This is a genomic window from Enterococcus sp. AZ140 (assembly GCF_051714405.1).
GTDB lineage: Bacteria > Bacillota > Bacilli > Lactobacillales > Enterococcaceae > Enterococcus_B > Enterococcus_B pernyi.
In genome coordinates this window covers 2,886,664-2,903,453 of the sequence record NZ_JBIORU010000001.1, presented here as the reverse complement: position 1 = coordinate 2,903,453, position 16,790 = coordinate 2,886,664, and the positions used below count along the sequence as shown (strand labels likewise).

General features: G+C 38.8%; 16 protein-coding genes and 1 other annotated feature. Of the genes, 12 read left to right on the top strand and 4 right to left on the bottom strand.

What is annotated here, in order from left to right; translation table 11 throughout:
• Nucleotides 1-38 precede the first annotated feature (38 nt).
• Together IGJ39_RS13250 and IGJ39_RS13245 are read right to left on the bottom strand one after the other, a co-directional pair.
• Nucleotides 39-1,646: an SWIM zinc finger family protein gene (locus IGJ39_RS13250; RefSeq protein ID WP_438764963.1), complete on the bottom strand. Its 1,608-nt coding sequence runs from the start codon at nt 1,644-1,646 to the stop codon at nt 39-41.
• 171 nt (nt 1,647-1,817) lie between these two features.
• Nucleotides 1,818-2,285 (bottom strand): Rrf2 family transcriptional regulator, encoded by a 468-nt coding sequence (locus IGJ39_RS13245; protein WP_019723027.1) that lies wholly within the window; start codon nt 2,283-2,285, stop codon nt 1,818-1,820.
• Between the two features lie 121 nt (nt 2,286-2,406).
• Here IGJ39_RS13245 and IGJ39_RS13240 point away from each other — a divergent pair, with 121 nt between their 5' ends.
• The 4 genes from IGJ39_RS13240 (at nt 2,407) to IGJ39_RS13225 (ending at nt 5,914) form a co-directional block, all read left to right on the top strand.
• On the top strand, nt 2,407-3,252 hold the full coding sequence (locus IGJ39_RS13240; RefSeq protein WP_019723028.1) for an SDR family oxidoreductase: 846 nt from the start codon (nt 2,407-2,409) through the stop codon (nt 3,250-3,252).
• A gap of 448 nt (nt 3,253-3,700) precedes the next feature.
• The gene (locus tag IGJ39_RS13235) at nt 3,701-4,885 is read left to right on the top strand and encodes a glycoside hydrolase family 73 protein (protein ID WP_019723029.1); all 1,185 of its coding nucleotides are present in this window, start codon (nt 3,701-3,703) and stop codon (nt 4,883-4,885) included.
• A gap of 195 nt (nt 4,886-5,080) precedes the next feature.
• Nucleotides 5,081-5,521 carry a DUF2798 domain-containing protein gene (locus tag IGJ39_RS13230; RefSeq protein WP_019723030.1) on the top strand — a complete coding sequence of 147 codons (441 nt, stop codon included), beginning with the start codon at nt 5,081-5,083 and terminating at the stop codon, nt 5,519-5,521.
• 84 nt (nt 5,522-5,605) lie between these two features.
• Nucleotides 5,606-5,914, top strand: coding sequence for a hypothetical protein (locus IGJ39_RS13225; RefSeq protein WP_029594010.1), 309 nt, complete (start codon nt 5,606-5,608; stop codon nt 5,912-5,914).
• Nucleotides 5,915-6,095: 181 nt separating this feature from the next.
• On the opposite strand, the gene IGJ39_RS13220 is transcribed toward IGJ39_RS13225, so the two are convergent.
• Both IGJ39_RS13220 and proB read right to left on the bottom strand, forming a co-directional pair.
• Nucleotides 6,096-7,343, bottom strand: coding sequence for a glutamate-5-semialdehyde dehydrogenase (locus IGJ39_RS13220; RefSeq protein ID WP_019723032.1), 1,248 nt, complete (start codon nt 7,341-7,343; stop codon nt 6,096-6,098).
• Nucleotides 7,343-8,146 carry a glutamate 5-kinase gene (gene proB / locus IGJ39_RS13215; protein ID WP_019723033.1) on the bottom strand — a complete coding sequence of 268 codons (804 nt, stop codon included), beginning with the start codon at nt 8,144-8,146 and terminating at the stop codon, nt 7,343-7,345. The genes IGJ39_RS13220 and proB overlap by 1 nt, the downstream gene beginning before the upstream one ends.
• Nucleotides 8,147-8,360: 214 nt before the next feature.
• On the opposite strand from proB, the gene IGJ39_RS13210 reads away from it, so the two are divergent.
• The 8 genes from IGJ39_RS13210 (at nt 8,361) to rlmB (ending at nt 16,790) form a co-directional block, all read left to right on the top strand.
• Nucleotides 8,361-8,888 carry a dUTP diphosphatase gene (locus IGJ39_RS13210; protein WP_010734058.1) on the top strand — a complete coding sequence of 176 codons (528 nt, stop codon included), beginning with the start codon at nt 8,361-8,363 and terminating at the stop codon, nt 8,886-8,888.
• A gap of 65 nt (nt 8,889-8,953) precedes the next feature.
• Nucleotides 8,954-10,324 carry a DNA repair protein RadA gene (radA, locus tag IGJ39_RS13205; protein WP_019723034.1) on the top strand — a complete coding sequence of 457 codons (1,371 nt, stop codon included), beginning with the start codon at nt 8,954-8,956 and terminating at the stop codon, nt 10,322-10,324.
• 26 nt (nt 10,325-10,350) lie between these two features.
• On the top strand, nt 10,351-11,499 hold the full coding sequence (locus tag IGJ39_RS13200; protein ID WP_019723035.1) for a PIN/TRAM domain-containing protein: 1,149 nt from the start codon (nt 10,351-10,353) through the stop codon (nt 11,497-11,499).
• Between the two features lie 325 nt (nt 11,500-11,824).
• Nucleotides 11,825-13,285 carry a glutamate--tRNA ligase gene (gene gltX, locus IGJ39_RS13195; protein ID WP_019723036.1) on the top strand — a complete coding sequence of 487 codons (1,461 nt, stop codon included), beginning with the start codon at nt 11,825-11,827 and terminating at the stop codon, nt 13,283-13,285.
• Nucleotides 13,282-13,514 (top strand) — a binding site (T-box leader). Its footprint overlaps the gene before it by 4 nt.
• Before the next feature lie 83 nt (nt 13,515-13,597).
• Entirely contained in the window at nt 13,598-14,146 is a 549-nt protein-coding gene (gene epsC, locus IGJ39_RS13190; protein WP_010734062.1) for a serine O-acetyltransferase EpsC, read from the top strand.
• Nucleotides 14,130-15,542: a cysteine--tRNA ligase gene (gene cysS / locus IGJ39_RS13185; protein ID WP_195339457.1), complete on the top strand. Its 1,413-nt coding sequence runs from the start codon at nt 14,130-14,132 to the stop codon at nt 15,540-15,542. The genes epsC and cysS overlap by 17 nt, the downstream gene beginning before the upstream one ends.
• Nucleotides 15,539-15,943, top strand: a complete 405-nt coding sequence (locus tag IGJ39_RS13180; RefSeq protein ID WP_010734064.1) for a Mini-ribonuclease 3 — start codon at nt 15,539-15,541, stop codon at nt 15,941-15,943. Before cysS ends, IGJ39_RS13180 begins: the two co-directional genes overlap by 4 nt.
• Nucleotides 15,927-16,790, top strand: a complete 864-nt coding sequence (gene rlmB, locus IGJ39_RS13175; protein WP_066025867.1) for a 23S rRNA (guanosine(2251)-2'-O)-methyltransferase RlmB — start codon at nt 15,927-15,929, stop codon at nt 16,788-16,790. The genes IGJ39_RS13180 and rlmB overlap by 17 nt, the downstream gene beginning before the upstream one ends.

Sequence of the window (16,790 nt, the reverse complement as noted above, 5' to 3'; positions counted from 1 at the left end):
TTGAAGTACGGACTGTGAATAGGGTCGCTATTGCTACATTATTTATACGTTTTTTCTAATTTTCTCAATTCTTCTAGCATCGCTTTTCTGCGTGGGTATTTTTCTTTTAGTTCTTTGATCAGTAATTGAACAGAGATGGTGCTACTTGGAAGGGTGGCCATTTCGGCGATCAACAAAGCCATTTTATGATACCGTAAACGTGTAGTCGTCTCAGCAGCCATCCGCCGTAATTCGTATTCATATTTTTGAAGAAGTGCTTCTGGAAATTGCTTTCTCAAGAAAGAAAAATAGCGACTTGCTTCTTCCAGTCCTGGTGACTTGAGGACATAATCCAACAATAAATCATAACGTCTTTCTTTTGAATAAAACAATCCAACGTCTGTACGATATTTTAATTTTTCAAATAAGTTTTCACGTACCTCTTCCCACTGATCAATCGAATATGTTTTTTTCAATTGATGGATCAAATTCATATCGACGGTCTCTCCCTCTAATAGAAGATGCAAGACTTGTTCCGCATATAGCTCTTTTTCCCCTAGTTTATGATAAAGATTTTTTAATGCATAGCGATGCAAGGTGACCATATCAGAAGAGTGTTGATCTAATACAATACTTTCATTCAAAACAGTGATTGCTTCTTCATATGCTTTCTTTTGCATCAGATAGTCAATATATTGTGAACGAATAGTTGGAGATTGCCAGCTTTCGCGTGCACGTTGATGAATTTGATTGTCTGTATAATTCAAATTTTCCATTTGGCGAATGGATAGCAGTCGTTTGTTTTTATAGTTTAAGTGTCCGTTATTTTCAGATGTTTGATCAAGTTTTTGCTGATCCTGATCAGAGTACTGTTCAGGGAATTCTTCATGTAAAATTTGTTGGATATAAAAACTAGATTGGCTTGCGTTATTTATTTTAGCCGAAAGTTTAGAATATATACGTTGTTTTTCTTGCTCAGACGCATGTCTAAGTAATTTTTTCCATAGAGAGTAACATTGATGCATGATAAGGCTGATATCATTTTCTACATTATGTACCTTTGCTAAATCAAAGTGTTCAACTATTCTGTTCATTAATTCAAATGCATGAAGGATCTGTTTTTTTGCGATGGATGTATCAATAAGACTGTTTAAAAATTCAGACAGTTCTTTATTGATGTTTTGAAGTGTACGATCATGAATATTGCTTCCAGAATAATGGGTATGTTTTTCTAAAATAACAATCATTTTATCGTAATCGTCCATATTTTTGATTGCAGTATGTTCTTGGAATCGTTGAGCTAGTTCTTGGTTCTCTTTTAAAATAATTAATAGAAAGTCTTGAATATCTTGCTCATTTGCATATGAAATCAACTTGACCAGTTCATTTGCTTTTCTCTGCTCTTTTTCTTGTTCATATTTGAACAAGATAGCCACGACATGAGGACAATGGCCTGTGTCTTCGTGGGAGCAACTGCAAGACAGACCATAGAATTGGTTGTCATCTGTTAATTGGATAAGTATGTCATACTCCTTCTTGTTTTCTTCTGTGACTTTTGCGATGATTTTTTCTTGTGTAAACAAACATCCATGAACGCGTTTTTCAATAAACATTTCATAGCCATGATCTAAATCAGATTCCCAAAAATCGTTTTTCCAATCTTTCATAAAATTTCCTCCTTTAGTTATCTTCATAGTTTAATTTTACCGAATAAATCAAAAGAAAACAGCAATTTTTTTCCAGTACGAAGATTATTTAATCTATTATAAAAGTAATAATAATATAAAACCGTTATTTTAATTTTTAGATAACTAAAAGTGACTCTGATTTACATCAAACTAAAGAAATTTTTCCACGAGCGGCTGGTTTTCTGGACGTTTCTCTTTTTCTGATAATGCAATCTGTTTAATGAGTCCATCTAAAGTGATTACTGCCATTTCTTCTTCCACTTTTTTTTGTAATCGAGAATAAGTTGCAGCCAAGACTTCTTGGATATTAGCGCCTACCACGCAATTCGGATTTGTTTTTGGATCTACTTGGATCAAATTTGTGTTGCCTTCAATACTTCGATAAATTTCCAATAAATTGATATTTTCGGGAGCTTTCGCAAGTACGGGTGTTGGTTTCCCGCTTGTTGTATGGATAAGATCTGCTTTTTTTAATTGACTCATGATTTTTCGAACATTTGTTGGATTCGTTTCAATGCTACTTGCAATCATGTCGCTTGAAAGTAAATCAGTTCCTTGAAATATGTGGATATAAGCTAAGATGTGGATCGCATCGCTTAATTGTAGAGAATATTTCATTAAAATCCATCCTTTCAACTTGATTTCTTGACTTATCTTAGCATACTCTTTATGATAATGGTGTATTTTAAAAATGTACAGCTGTATGAACAAAAATAATCAATCAATAGGGAGTGGGAATATGACTTATTTAGTAACAGGAGCAACTGGAGGATTTGGACACTATGCTTTAGAAGAATTAAAGAAACTGGTTCCTTTGGAGGAAATCTATGTCCTTGCTCGTAATGAAGAAAAGGCACAGAAATTAATTGAAGCAGGTCTTCAAGTTCGCATCGGCGATTATGCTGATCGTGAGACGATGGTACAGGCGCTACAAGGCATCGATCGTCTATTATTTGTATCAGGTGTACCGGGAAACCGACAAGCTGAACATCAACATGTTGTAGAAGCAGCAAAAGAAACAGGGGTTTCTTTTATTGCCTATACTAGTTTTGCGGATGCAGATCATTCGACTAGTATCCTGGCTCCAGACCATCAATTTACAGAAAAAATCATCAAAGAATCGGGTATTAAACATACCTTTTTACGAAATAACTGGTACTTAGAAAATGAGATGCCATTGATTGGAGTAGCATTGAAAACTGGTCAGTTTGTTTATGCAGCTGGCGAAGGGAAAACCGGTTGGGCGTTAAAGAGAGAGTATGCAGAAGTAGCTGCAAAAGTATTAGCAGGAATGGATTATCCTGAGGTCTTAGAATTATCTGGAAAACCAATCACCTATCAAGCCTTGGCAGAACAAGTGGCTAAAGTAAGTGGGAAATCTTTAGACATCCTTTCATTGGCTCCGGATGAATTTACAAACAAACTAACAGCGTCGGGATTTTCTCAAGGTGGTGCAGAAATGACGACCGCAATCCAAAATGATATTCGCAATAATCAGTTAGATGTAACTTCTGATGATTTTGAAAAAGTATTAGGACGCGAATTGACTTCGATAGAAGATGGGTTAAGGGAGTTAGGTATCTAGCTAATTTACGTAAGAAGTAGAGTTTGTAGAAAACAACTTCTTACTCATTACTTGTGTTGTTTTTCTTTTGAAATTCAAATTAAACGTAAGTCGAGTAGCTAAGAGTCAGTTGTTGATTTTTAGTTTCTCGACTTATTTTTGATGGTGTTGTTTAGTTAGGTTTCTAGTTTAAAGGAATTTCATTCTTGCCTTATCTCAGCTATTTATTGTTTTGTTTTAATTTGTTTTATAAGGTTTAACATAAACGTTTTCCTGATTTAAATATTTCTATCACTTGTAAATCTTAATAATTTTGTGGCTGAAAAGAGGTATATAGTTGTGTATAATTAAAAATGTGTGGTTTTTATGGAGTAATAAAATTAATTTTTTAAAGATTTGATGATACATATATCTGATCTCTCATAATTGCACATGCTGTTATAAAATCATTGAGAAAAAGGAGAATGAAATGAAAGTAAAAAATATTTTATTTAGTGCAATCGTTCTAAGCAGTTTAGTCTCTACGAACCTTGTAGTACTTGCAGAAGAATCAATGTCATCGAGTTCTACTGAAACAACAGTTTCAACCCAAATCGAGGGAGTAACGGCAACGACTGAATCAGACGTATCAGAACAGACTAGCGAACCTGTAGAAAAAACAGAAGTAATTACGAATCCTCTAACTAATGGGGATGAATTAACGCATACGCATCAAGCAGACTTATCACAGTTTGAAAGCCCAGAGGTATCAGCTTTTTCTGCACGTTCTTCTGTTAATGCACAACAAGCATTTATAGATAGTATTGCAGCAAGTGCGCAAACATTGGCTAACGCAAATGATCTATATGCTTCAGTTATGATTGCACAAGCGATTGTTGAAAGTGGTTGGGGCAGAAGTACGCTATCTGCTGCTCCAAATTATAATTTGTTTGGTATCAAAGGTAGCTATAATGGACAATCTGTTACGATGCCAACTTCAGAGTTTATCAATGGGCAATGGATTACTGTAAATGCAGCTTTTCGTAAATATCCATCTTATGCAGAGTCATTACAAGATAATGTGACGGTATTGAAGACTACTTCTTTCCAACCAGGAGTCTTCTTCTATTCAGGTGCATGGAGAAGTAATACTTCTTCTTATCGAGATGCCACAGCATGGTTGACGGGCCGCTATGCTACAGCTCCTAATTATGGTTCTATTCTAAACAACGTGATTGAAACATACAATCTTACTCAGTATGACACACCTAATGTCGATACTTCACCAATGTATCGTTTGTATAATCGTAGTACTGGACAGCATTTGTATACACTAAATGTAGGTGAGAGAAACCACCTATCTACAGTTGGTTGGATCTATGAAGGAATTGCGTGGCAAGCACCAAATAGTGGGCAACCGGTGTATCGTCTATACAATCCAAATAACGGGGATCATCATTACACGATGGCTCAGTCAGAAATCAACTTTTTGACACCTCTTGGTTGGAGATATGAAGGGTTAAGTTTCTTTTCAGGTGGATCCAAACCAATTTATCGTTTGTTTAATCCAAATGAAACAATAGGAACGCACCATTATACGTTAAGTTCAGCGGAACGAGACTCATTGACACCATTGGGTTGGAGATATGAAGGTATCGGGTTCTATGCGTATTAAAACAAGATGCTACAGTTTTATAGTTGATTCCAATTAAGAAAAATTGATTGAGATGATAAATATTGCTCCTAGGTTTGTTCTTAAACCGGGAGCGATATTTTTTTTGAATAAAAAAACTTAACGCAAGTTATGAAAAAAACTTACGAAAAATTTTCATTTATGCTATGCTGTTTTTCATGAAAAGGAGTGATTGAAGTGCCAACAAATAAAAAAGAAGGAATTATTTTTACAACGATGATGTGTTTTCTGATGGTTTTAGGGATGAGTATCTATAATCTATGGTTACATAATGCGTTGCATGTATCAAACTTATTCGTAGGCCTTATACCAGGATTTATCGTGGCATTTATCTTAGATGTTTTTATCGTAGGAGTAGTCGCGAAAAAGATTGCTTTCAAATTACCTATAAATAAACAAAATAAAATGCAAATGATCCTTACGATTTCATGTCTCATGGTTTTAGGTATGGTGACATGTATGTCATTATTCGGTATTGTTATTGAACAAGGGATTCCAGAACAATTTCTTTCTGCCTATCTTACAGCTTGGAAAATGAATGTGATCATGGCGTTGCCGTTACAGTTATTATTTGTCGGTCCAGTTTCACGTGCAGTTTTGGCGACGATCCAAAAATAAATAAAGAAGTCTCTATGTTGTCGCTAGCAACTTTCAGTTAGATAGGCTAAAATGCAAGCAAGACATAAATGTGAGGCTTAGATGATGATCGAAGAATATTTTAAAGAGGTAGGTTTGACGATGGTCGAACTACCTGTTGAATGGGTAGATGAACAGTTGATTTATCGGGGGTTGATCAAGGAGCTTCCGACGATCAATGCGGAGGCTAATTCAAGGGCAAAAATGCAACAACAATTAGCAGAGACCTACCGAATCTATCGTGAACAACTTCTTCTTGAATCAGAAGAGGAAAAAGAAACTACCACAAATCTGACGAGTGAACAATTATTGCGCTATTACGATGGAGAAACATTTGATGGCTTTTCTTTATTTGATCAATTAACGGAAGAATAGTCTATCAAGGGAGAATGTACTAATAGTGTTCACTCTTTAGAAACAAGACGACATCCACGAAATTTATTTTAAAATTTTGTGGATGTCGTCTTATTTTTTTTCTTTTAATAAAGAATAATCTGATTTTTACGTAACTTTATTATGAAAGACAACTCGCACATAAAATGTTTCCCGTGAAACATTATTTACGAATTTGTCCATCTCCATAGATGATGTATTTCGTCGTTGTTAACTCATTTAGCCCCATTGGACCTCTAGCATGAAGTTTTTGTGTAGAAATACCGATTTCTGCACCAAAGCCAAAAACCGAACCATCGGTAAAGCGAGTGGACGCATTGACGTAAACAGCAGCTGCATCAACTTCATTTAAAAAGCGTTGGCTTGCTGTGTAACTGTCCGTCACGATAGCTTCGGAATGTTGTGTATTGTGACGGTTGATATGTTCGATTGCTTCGTCCAAAGAATCAACGATCTTAACCGCTAAAATATAATCCAAATATTCTGTATCCCAATCGGTTTCGTCTGCTAAGGTTGCGGTCTCTAAATAATCTAACGCGCGAGCATCTGCATGTAGAGAGACACCATGTTCAACCAGTGCTTGCTCAATAGATGGCAAGAAGAAAGGCGCGATCTCTGAATGAATCAGCAAAGTCTCGGCAGCGTTACAGACAGAAGGGCGAGATGTTTTGGCGTTCACAATGATATCCACTGCCATGGCTAATTGTGCTTCTTTATCGATATAGATATGGTTGTTGCCGGTACCCGTTTCAATGATTGGTACAGTGGCTTGCTCTTTCACACGTTTGATCAACGAAGCACCACCTCGAGGAATCAATACGTCTAAATAATCCGTTAATCGCATCAATTCCGCAGCCGTCTCATGAGAGGTATCATCCACGAATTGGATCGCGTAAGGCGAAACTTCAGCATTTTCCAATGTTTCTTGAAGTAATTCAACCAACAGTTGATTGGAATGGAAGGCTTCTTTTCCACCACGTAAAATCACTGCATTTCCTGATTTAAATGCGAGACTTGCCGCATCAGTTGTCACATTCGGACGTGATTCGTAGATCATGCCGATGACACCTAGAGGGACACGTTTCTTGCCAATCAATAAACCATCTTCGTTTTGCCACATGTGATCGACTTTTCCGATTGGGTCGTCTAGTTGCGCCACTTTAATGATTTCTTCCGCCATTGTATGGATGCGTTCTGGTGTTAGCCGTAAACGATCTTGCATTGTTTCGCTAATATTATTTTCTGTCGCTTGATCTAAGTCTTTTTGATTGGCTTCAAGAATGGCTAGTTGATTTCTCTTGATTGTTTGTGCCATTTGCAACAATAAGTCATTTTTTTGTTTAGTCGGCATCAAAGCAAGTTCTCGCGCGCCTTTTTTTGCTTGTATCCCAAGTTGGTTAAGATCAGTCATTATAAAACCTCCTTAAATAATGTGCCGATTTCTTCTCCAGCTAAAATATCAAAAATGATTGCTGGATTTTTTCCGTTTGCTAAGATCATCGGACGATTTGCTTCAAAGATCCTTAAAGCTGCTTTTAGTTTGCTTGCCATCCCACCAGTTCCGTAGGCACTACCAGCACCACCTGCTTGGGCCATCAGTTCATCGTCGATCGCGGTAACTGTTTGATACATTTCAGCGTCAGGATTGATGGTTGGATTATCCGAATAAAAACCGTCGATATCTGAAAGAATGATGAGTAGATCAGCGGCAATCAGTTTGGTAACGATCGCAGATAACTGATCATTGTCGCCAAATTTTGTGGAGTGATCTAATTCATCCACTGCGACGGTGTCATTTTCATTAACGATTGGAATGGTTCCCATTGCTAGTAGCTGTTCTAACGTATTGACAACATTTTTTCGGCTTTCAGGGTAATCGATAACATCTCGCGTCACTAAGATTTGGGCCGTTTGTTGACCATACGCACTGAACCGTTGATTATAGATATTCATCAATTCAGCTTGTCCAATTGCTGCAATCGCTTGTTGTGCGGGAATCGTATTAGGACGCTTTGCTAGATTCATCTTGTGCATCCCAACACCTACTGCACCGGAAGAGACTAAGACGATTTCTTTGCCTTGATTACGAAGGTCAGAGAGAACAAAAGCGAGTTGATCGATCGCACCCAAATTGATGTTGCCATTTGGATAGATCAACGTACTTGTTCCTACTTTGATAATGATTCGTTTTGCTTCTATTATTTCTTTTCGCATGGTGCACCTCAACTAATCTTTTTTACACAGAAATGATTTTGCTCTATTCTACTTGTTTTCAATCATAAAGTCATGTTTTAATAAACTTTTTTTCAAAAAATCAATAAATTTGTTTCTTAAATAGAGAAAGGAATTTCATGAAGAATTCGTTAACTTTGGGTATTCAGTCGCTTGGTATGTTAAAATAGAACTAGTTTACTCTGGGAGGGATTCGGTGAATAAAAGAGGTTTTGAAGTAATTACACGTTATCAGGATCAACAGATCCAATTGCCGCAAAGAGCGACTCATCACGCTGCCGGTTATGATTTTGAAGCAGCAGAAGATGTGGTGATTCCAAGTGTTTGGAAAGCCGGGTTCAAACAAGGACTAACAGCTGTATCAGATGCGCTGATCTCTGAAATGTCAGCAGAGGAAAAGAAAATCAAACCCGTTTTAGTGCCTACAGGAATCAAAGCGTATATGGGTGAGGATGAATTCTTACAATTAGCCAATCGTTCGAGCAATCCATTAAAACGTTTTTTGATTTTGACGAATGGTGTCGGCGTGATCGACAGTGACTATTATAATAACGAAGCAAATGAAGGGCATATCATGTTCCAATTCACGAATTTTGGTTTCAAAGATGTAGTGATCAAAAAAGGGGAAAGAATTGGGCAAGGAATCTTCCTACCGTTCTTAAAAGCGGACCAAGATCAAACCGCTAATGCTCGTCAAGGTGGATTTGGTTCATCCAACCAATAAGCAAAGTAGATTTAAGTTATCTTTAACTCAAGAAAAGTAAAATGAAAGACAGGTGGTACACCGAAATGGCCAAAAAAGCAAAAGTTCAATTTGTTTGTCAAAATTGTGGCTATGTGTCGCCTAAATTTTTAGGACGTTGCCCAAATTGTGGCAAATGGAATACCATGGTTGAAGAAATCGAACAAGATACAACGGACCGCAGAGTACGAACGAGTTTGACCGGAGAAAAAGCCAAGCCAACAAAAATTGCTGAGGTGGTTCCTAAGAAAGAACCACGAGTAAAGACGAAGCTAGAAGAATTGAACCGTGTTTTAGGCGGTGGTGTGGTCCCTGGCTCGATGGTTTTGATCGGTGGCGACCCTGGTATCGGAAAATCCACCTTACTCTTGCAAGTATCACAGCAACTGGCTGCTATTGGTGGAAAAGTCCTTTACGTATCGGGAGAAGAGAGTGCGGACCAAATCAAGTTGCGTGCAGAACGATTAGGTTCGATCGACACAGAGTTTTACTTGTATGCAGAGACAGATATGAATGAAATCAGTCGAGCCATCGAACAAATTTCACCTGATTATGTCATCATCGATTCGATCCAAACAATGACTCAACCTGATATTACGAGTGTCGCTGGTAGTGTTAGTCAAGTGCGAGAAACCACAGCTGAACTATTGAAAATCGCAAAAACAAACGGTATTGCTATCTTTATAGTAGGTCATGTCACGAAAGAAGGCTCGATTGCAGGTCCACGTATGTTAGAGCACATGGTTGATACGGTCTTGTATTTTGAAGGTGAGCAACATCATAGTTTTCGTATTTTGCGTGCCGTCAAAAATCGTTTTGGTTCCACCAATGAGATCGGCATTTTTGAGATGCACGCTCATGGGTTAGAAGAAGTAGCCAACCCTTCACAGATTTTCTTAGAAGAACGATTGGACGGGGCAACAGGTTCAGCAATCGTTGTCGCCATGGAAGGTACACGCCCGATCTTGGTTGAGATCCAAGCTTTAGTCACACCCACGATGTTCGGAAATGCTAAACGAACAACGACTGGTTTAGACTTTAATCGGGTGTCATTGATCATGGCAGTCTTAGAAAAACGGGCAGGATTATTGTTGCAAAATCAAGATGCTTACTTAAAAGCAGCTGGTGGGGTAAAATTAAATGAACCTGCAATCGACTTAGCGATTGCAGTCAGTATTGCGTCTAGTTACAAAGAAAAAGGAACGCAACCAACGGAGTGTTTTATTGGAGAAATCGGTCTGACTGGTGAAATCAGAAGAGTCAACCAAATTGAACAACGAGTCAAAGAAGTACAAAAATTAGGTTTTACAAAAGTATATTTACCTAAAAATAATTTAGGTGGTTGGAATATTCCAGAGGGTATCGAAGTCGTAGGTGTTGCTACACTTGATGAAACTCTTAGACGAGTATTTCGCTAAAATTAAAATGAAATGGAGGAAACAGGATGCAAAAACGTGTCATCACCTTACTGATGATCATCGTTGGTGCCAGCTTAGGGATTTCTTTTTTACCTACAGCTTGGCAGGCGATCGGTCAACAGACGAATGGATGGCTGAATAACACCTTTACCAATAGCTTGTTAGGTGCACTTATTTTCTTTCTATTATCTTTGCTATTGGCAAAACATATAACAGCAGTCATCAAGCAAATTGAAGAAAAATTAAGTGAGGTCAGCTTGACGTATCTCTTATTTGGCGCAATCGGTGCAATTATTGGCCTAACGTTGGGGGTTGTGATCTCAACGCCGCTTTACAATATTGAAATACCTTTTGTGAACAGTGTTTTACCCATCTTATTGATGGTGATCCTTGGCTATTTGGGCTTGCGAATGGGAACGACCCGCATCGAAGAATGGAAGAAAATATTTGGACCTAGAAGCAAAAAGGTGGAGCAAGAAACACCTAGTCAGGTGGAAAGTCAGTTATTAGAACGCAAATTAGATGATCATTTTCATAAATATAAAATTTTAGACACAAGCGTCATTATTGATGGACGTATTTACGATATTACAAAAACAGGATTTCTAGAAGGAACCTTGATGATCCCAAATTTCGTCCTGTATGAATTACAATATATCGCTGATTCTGGCGATAGCCTGAAGCGGGTACGTGGACGTCGCGGACTAGATATTTTGAACGCGTTACAAAAAGAAGAAGGTATTTCAGTTGAGATGTATGATGGTGATTTTGAAGACATCAGTGAAGTAGATAGTAAGCTGATCAAATTGGCAAAACTATTAGATGGTGTCATCGTGACCAATGATTATAATCTTAACAAAGTCTCTGAATTTCAAAATGTACCTGTTCTCAACATCAATGCACTTGCTAACGCAGTGAAGCCAGTCGTTATCCCTGGTGAGAATATGAATGTACTAGTGGTCAAAGCAGGTACAGAACGTCAACAAGGAGTGGCTTATCTAGATGACGGTACAATGGTGGTTGTAGAAGACGGACAACACTACATGAATGAACGGATCGAAGTCGTGGTAACGAGTGCACTACAAACAGCTGCCGGACGCATGATCTTTGCAAAACCTGCTCATGCGGGTCGAGGAATCGACAATAAGCGTGAAAATGAGAAAAAAGCGAAATAAAAACGCAATATGGTAAATATGAGGCAGTTAGACATCGTCAGATTTTTTAGAGAGATGGTTTTTGCTTCCTCAGTTTAGGTGGAGTAGGCGAGGATTGAAAAGTAGGCCAAACTATTTTTTCGATTCCCGCCTTCTTACGTAGATTTGAATGACTTTTTCATAATCTCTTTACTATTTAACGTATAAAAGGTAAAATTTGTGCTGAGTAGCTTTAAATTTCAACATTTATCGCTAAAGGAGATCCAACCCAAAACAATCTGATAAGATATTGTATTGTCAGTTGTTTTTGGCGTCTCAAAGTCTAGTTTGAAAGAAGAGGAAGAAAATGACGAAAGTACGCGTACGTTATGCACCAAGTCCAACAGGGCATTTGCATATTGGGAATGCACGAACTGCATTATTCAATTATTTATTTGCCCGTCACAATGATGGAGATTTCATTATCCGCATTGAGGACACTGACCAAAAACGAAATATTGAAGATGGCGAAAAAAGCCAATTAGAGAATCTTGCATGGTTAGGGATGGAATGGGATGAATCACCTGAAAATCCAGGTGAATACGGTCCTTACCGTCAATCTGAAAGAAAAGAAATCTACCAACCATGGATCGATCAGTTATTAGCAAGCAATCGTGCTTACAAATGCTATTGTTCAGAAGAAGAATTAGAAGCAGAACGTGAAGCGCAACGTGCGCGTGGCGAAATGCCTCACTACGCTGGGACTTGTGCGAACTTGTCACCTGAAGAACAAGCGAAAAAAGAAGCAGAAGGCATTGTACCAGTGATTCGTTTCCGTGTGCCACGCAATACAGAATATGCGTTTACCGACATGGTCAAAGGAGATATCACCTTTGAATCAGACAATATCGGTGGGGATTATGTCATCCAAAAACGCGATGGTATGCCAACCTATAACTTTGCGGTAGCTGTTGACGATCACTTAATGAAGATCACTCACGTATTACGTGGGGATGATCATATTGCGAATACACCAAAACAATTAATGATCTATGAAGCATTTGGTTGGACTGCGCCAACATTTGGGCATATGACCTTGATCATCAATTCTGAAACGGGCAAAAAATTAAGTAAACGTGATGAATCGATTTTACAATTTATCGAACAATACCGTGAATTAGGCTACTTACCAGAAGCGATGTTCAATTTTATTGCTTTACTAGGCTGGTCTCCTGTCGGTGAAGATGAATTGTTCAGTCAAGAAGAATTGATCAAAATGTTTGATCCACAGCGCTTGAGCAAATCACCAGCAGCATTTGACGCGAAAAAATTACAATGGGTGAACAACCATTACATCAAAGAAATGGATCTAGATGCATTGACAGAAATGTGTTTACCTTATTTGATCGCTGATGGTCGTGTGCAAGAAAATCCAGATGCACAAACAATCGAATGGGTGAAAAAAATTGTTCGTCTGTACCAACCACAAATGAGTTATGCAGCCGAAATCGTTGAAGTATCAACATTATTCTTTAACGAACATCCTGTATTAGATGAAGCAGCCAAAGAAGTATTAGCGGGTGAAACGGTTCCGACTGTGTTGAAAGCTTTCAAAGAACAACTTACTCAAATGGAAGCGGTAGATGCACCAACAGTCAAAGCAGCAATCAAAGCAGTACAAAAAGAAACAGGGGTAAAAGGAAAGAACCTGTTTATGCCGATTCGTGTCGCTGTTTCAGGACAAATGCATGGACCTGAATTACCAGAAACAATCGAATTGTTAGGAAAAGAAAAATCTTTAGCACATTTAAACCAAGTATTGAACTAAACACGATGAACAGAAAGAAGTAAAAAAAGAATGGTTTCAAGAGAGTCAACGGGTGGTGTAAGTTGTCAATTGTTCTTTTTTGAAATGCCTCTGGGAGTGGTCTTTGCGAAGAGGGGTTGATCAATCTCAATCCTTGAAAGTAGCGAAGAACGAATAGCAGACGTTACCTGTTAGAGATAATCATTTGATTATGAAAAAAAGTGGAACCACGCCTCATAGCGTCTTTTAATAAGGAAACTTATTAAAAGACGTTTTTTTAGTTGTCTTTCGTTGTTCTTACATACAGTCAAAAAAGGAAAGGAGAGGAAGTCGATGGAATGGTTCAAACGAGCTGTCATTGCCGTAAAGAAAAATGATCCAGCAGCGCGTACCACAGCAGAGGTCATTTTGACCTATCCTGGGCTACATGCATTATTTTGGCATCGTTTCTCCCATTATTTATATCGCCATCGTCTCTATTTGATTGCCAAAATGAATGCCCAATTTTGGCGATTCATTACGGGAATAGAGATACATCCAGGAGCGACGATCGGAACGGGTGTATTTATCGATCACGGTATGGGAATCGTTATTGGAGAAACAGCAGAAATCGAAGATGATGTCGTCTTGTTTCATGGTGTCACTTTAGGGGGGACTGGAAAAGAAACGGGGAAAAGACATCCAACCGTCAAAAAAGGCGCAATGTTGTCAGCCAATGCCCAAATCTTAGGTCCGATCACCATAGGAAAAGATGCGAAAATCGGTGCAGGCGCAGTCGTCTTAAAAGATATACCTGATGGGGCAACAGCAGTAGGGATACCAGCAAAAGTTGTCCGAATCAATGGAGAGAAAGTAGGGGATGAGAATGATAAAAATCTATAATACACTATCAAGAGAAAAAGAGACTTTTGTTCCTTTAAAAGAAGGACAAGTTTCAATGTATGTTTGCGGACCAACTGTTTATAATTATATCCACATTGGAAATGCCCGAAGTACGATTGCGTTTGACACGATTCGACGTTATTTGGAATACCGTGGATATCAAGTGAACTACGTATCGAATTTTACAGATGTGGATGATAAAATCATCAAGGCTGCCAATGAGCTTGGGATTACGGCACCTGAAGTTGCTGATCGTTTTATCAAAGCTTTTGAAGAAGATACGAAAGCATTGAATGTGCAGCCAGCAACGAGCCATCCAAGAGTAATGGATCACATGGAAGATATTCGTGTGTTCATCCAAACATTGATCGCCAAAGGTTTTGCTTATGAATCGAATGGCGATGTTTATTATCGTACACGTAAATTTACTGATTATGGTCAATTGAGTGATCAATCGATAGACGAGTTAGAGATTGGTGCAAGTCAACGTACTGGCGCAGAACAGCAACAAAAAGAAGATCCTTTAGACTTTGCCTTGTGGAAAAAAGCAAAACCAGGCGAAATTTCATGGGAATCGCCATGGGGCGAAGGACGTCCAGGGTGGCATATCGAATGTTCCGTGATGGCAACGAAACATTTAGGTGAGACAATCGATATCCATGGTGGTGGACAAGACTTGGAGTTCCCTCATCATGAGAACGAAATTGCCCAAAGTGAAGCGAAAACAGGTAAAAAATTTGCGAACTATTGGATGCACAATGGCTATGTGACGATTGGTGAAGACGATCAAAAAATGAGTAAGTCTTTAGGGAACTTTATCACTGTCCACGAAATGATCCAAGAGGTAGACCCACAAGTGTTACGCTTCTTTATGGCAACCACACAATATCGTCGACCGATCCGCTATAGTGAAGCAACGATGAAAGAAGCAGCGACAAACTTACAACGATTGAAAAATACGTTTGATAATCTACACTTCCGTTTTGAAAATGCGGTAGAAGCCCAGTCGGAAGATGAGAGACAGGTAACAGAACTGGAACAATTAGAAACACGATTCATCAAAGAGATGGACGATGATTTCAATGCGGCTAACGGCATCACAGTTGTCTATGAATTAGCAAAATGGATCAATACGTATTTGGAACAACCGACTGTCTCCAAAACGATCCTATCCAAAAGTGAGGCACTATTTACCCAATGGTTGTCGATCTTTGGTATCTTATTTACGACAGCAGAAATGTTGGATGAAGAAATCGAGCAACTGATCGAAGAACGAACACAAGCCAGAAAAAACCGAGATTTCGCTCGTAGTGATGAAATTCGGGACCAATTAAAAGAAAAAGGTATCTTGTTAGATGACACTCCACAAGGTACTCGTTGGAGAAGAGAAGCATGAGAGATCATACACAACTAAATGGTTTAGCACTTGCTTATGTTGGAGATGCTATCTACGAAATCTATATTCGAGATTACTTGATTGAAAAAGGTGAAACAAAGCCGAATAAACTGCACCGAGCAGCGACACACTATGTTTCGGCAAAGGCACAAGCTTTTTTGATCCAACAAATGTTGCAAGAAAACCTGTTAACAGAAAATGAAGAACTTTACTATCGCAGGGGTAGAAATGCCAAAAGCCATACGAGTGCAAAAAATGCGGATATTACCACTTATCGCGTTGCAACAGGGTTTGAAGCCTTGATGGGCTACTTACATCTAACAAAACAAACCGAACGTATGGAAGAATTGATCAATTGGTGTATTGAGAAAGTAGGTGAAACCCATGAGGAAAGAAAATAAAGAACGTAATTATCAAAAACGAAACAAAAAAGATTCTCAACGTTTTACAAAAGGCAATGAGAAACGTAGTGCCAAGAAGGAAACAGTTTATGTTGGTCAAGAGGACACAACGAGTGAAGACAATTTTGTATTTGGTCATCATGCGACAGTCGAAGCTTTGCAACAAGGTCGTGGAAATAAATTGTTCCTCCAAGAAGATTCACGGGGCGACAAGGTTGAAGAGTTGAAAAATATTGCTCGAGAACAATCGGTGCCGGTCAAGTGGGTCCCTAAGCAGAAATTAGACCTACTGAGTGATCGTGGTGTTCATCAAGGGGTGGTATTGGCCATCACGCCTTATGAATATCTGACGTTGGATCAACTATTGGAACAGGCGAAGAGCAAAACGGAAACACCCTTTTTCTTGATCTTGGACAGTATCGAAGATCCTCACAATTTTGGTTCGATTTTACGAACGGCAGATGCCAGTGGGGTGGATGGTGTCATCATTCCTAAACATCGCGCAGTCGGAATCACGCCAATCGTGACGAAAACATCGACAGGCGCCGTTGAACACGTGCCAGTGGCTCGTGTGACAAACTTAGTTCAAACTGTCCAGCAGCTAAAAGAGCAACAATTTTGGGTATTCGGAACGGATATGGAAGGAACGAATTTCCAATCATGGAATGCAAAAGGATCGATAGCGTTAGTGATCGGTAACGAAGGTCGTGGCATGAGTGCAGGCTTGAAGAAAGAAATGGATGAGCTATTGACGATCCCTATGGTCGGTCATGTTCAAAGCTTGAACGCGAGTGTTGCGGCTGGACTACTGATGTATCAGGCTTTTTCTCAGCGTCAGGGGGGATAA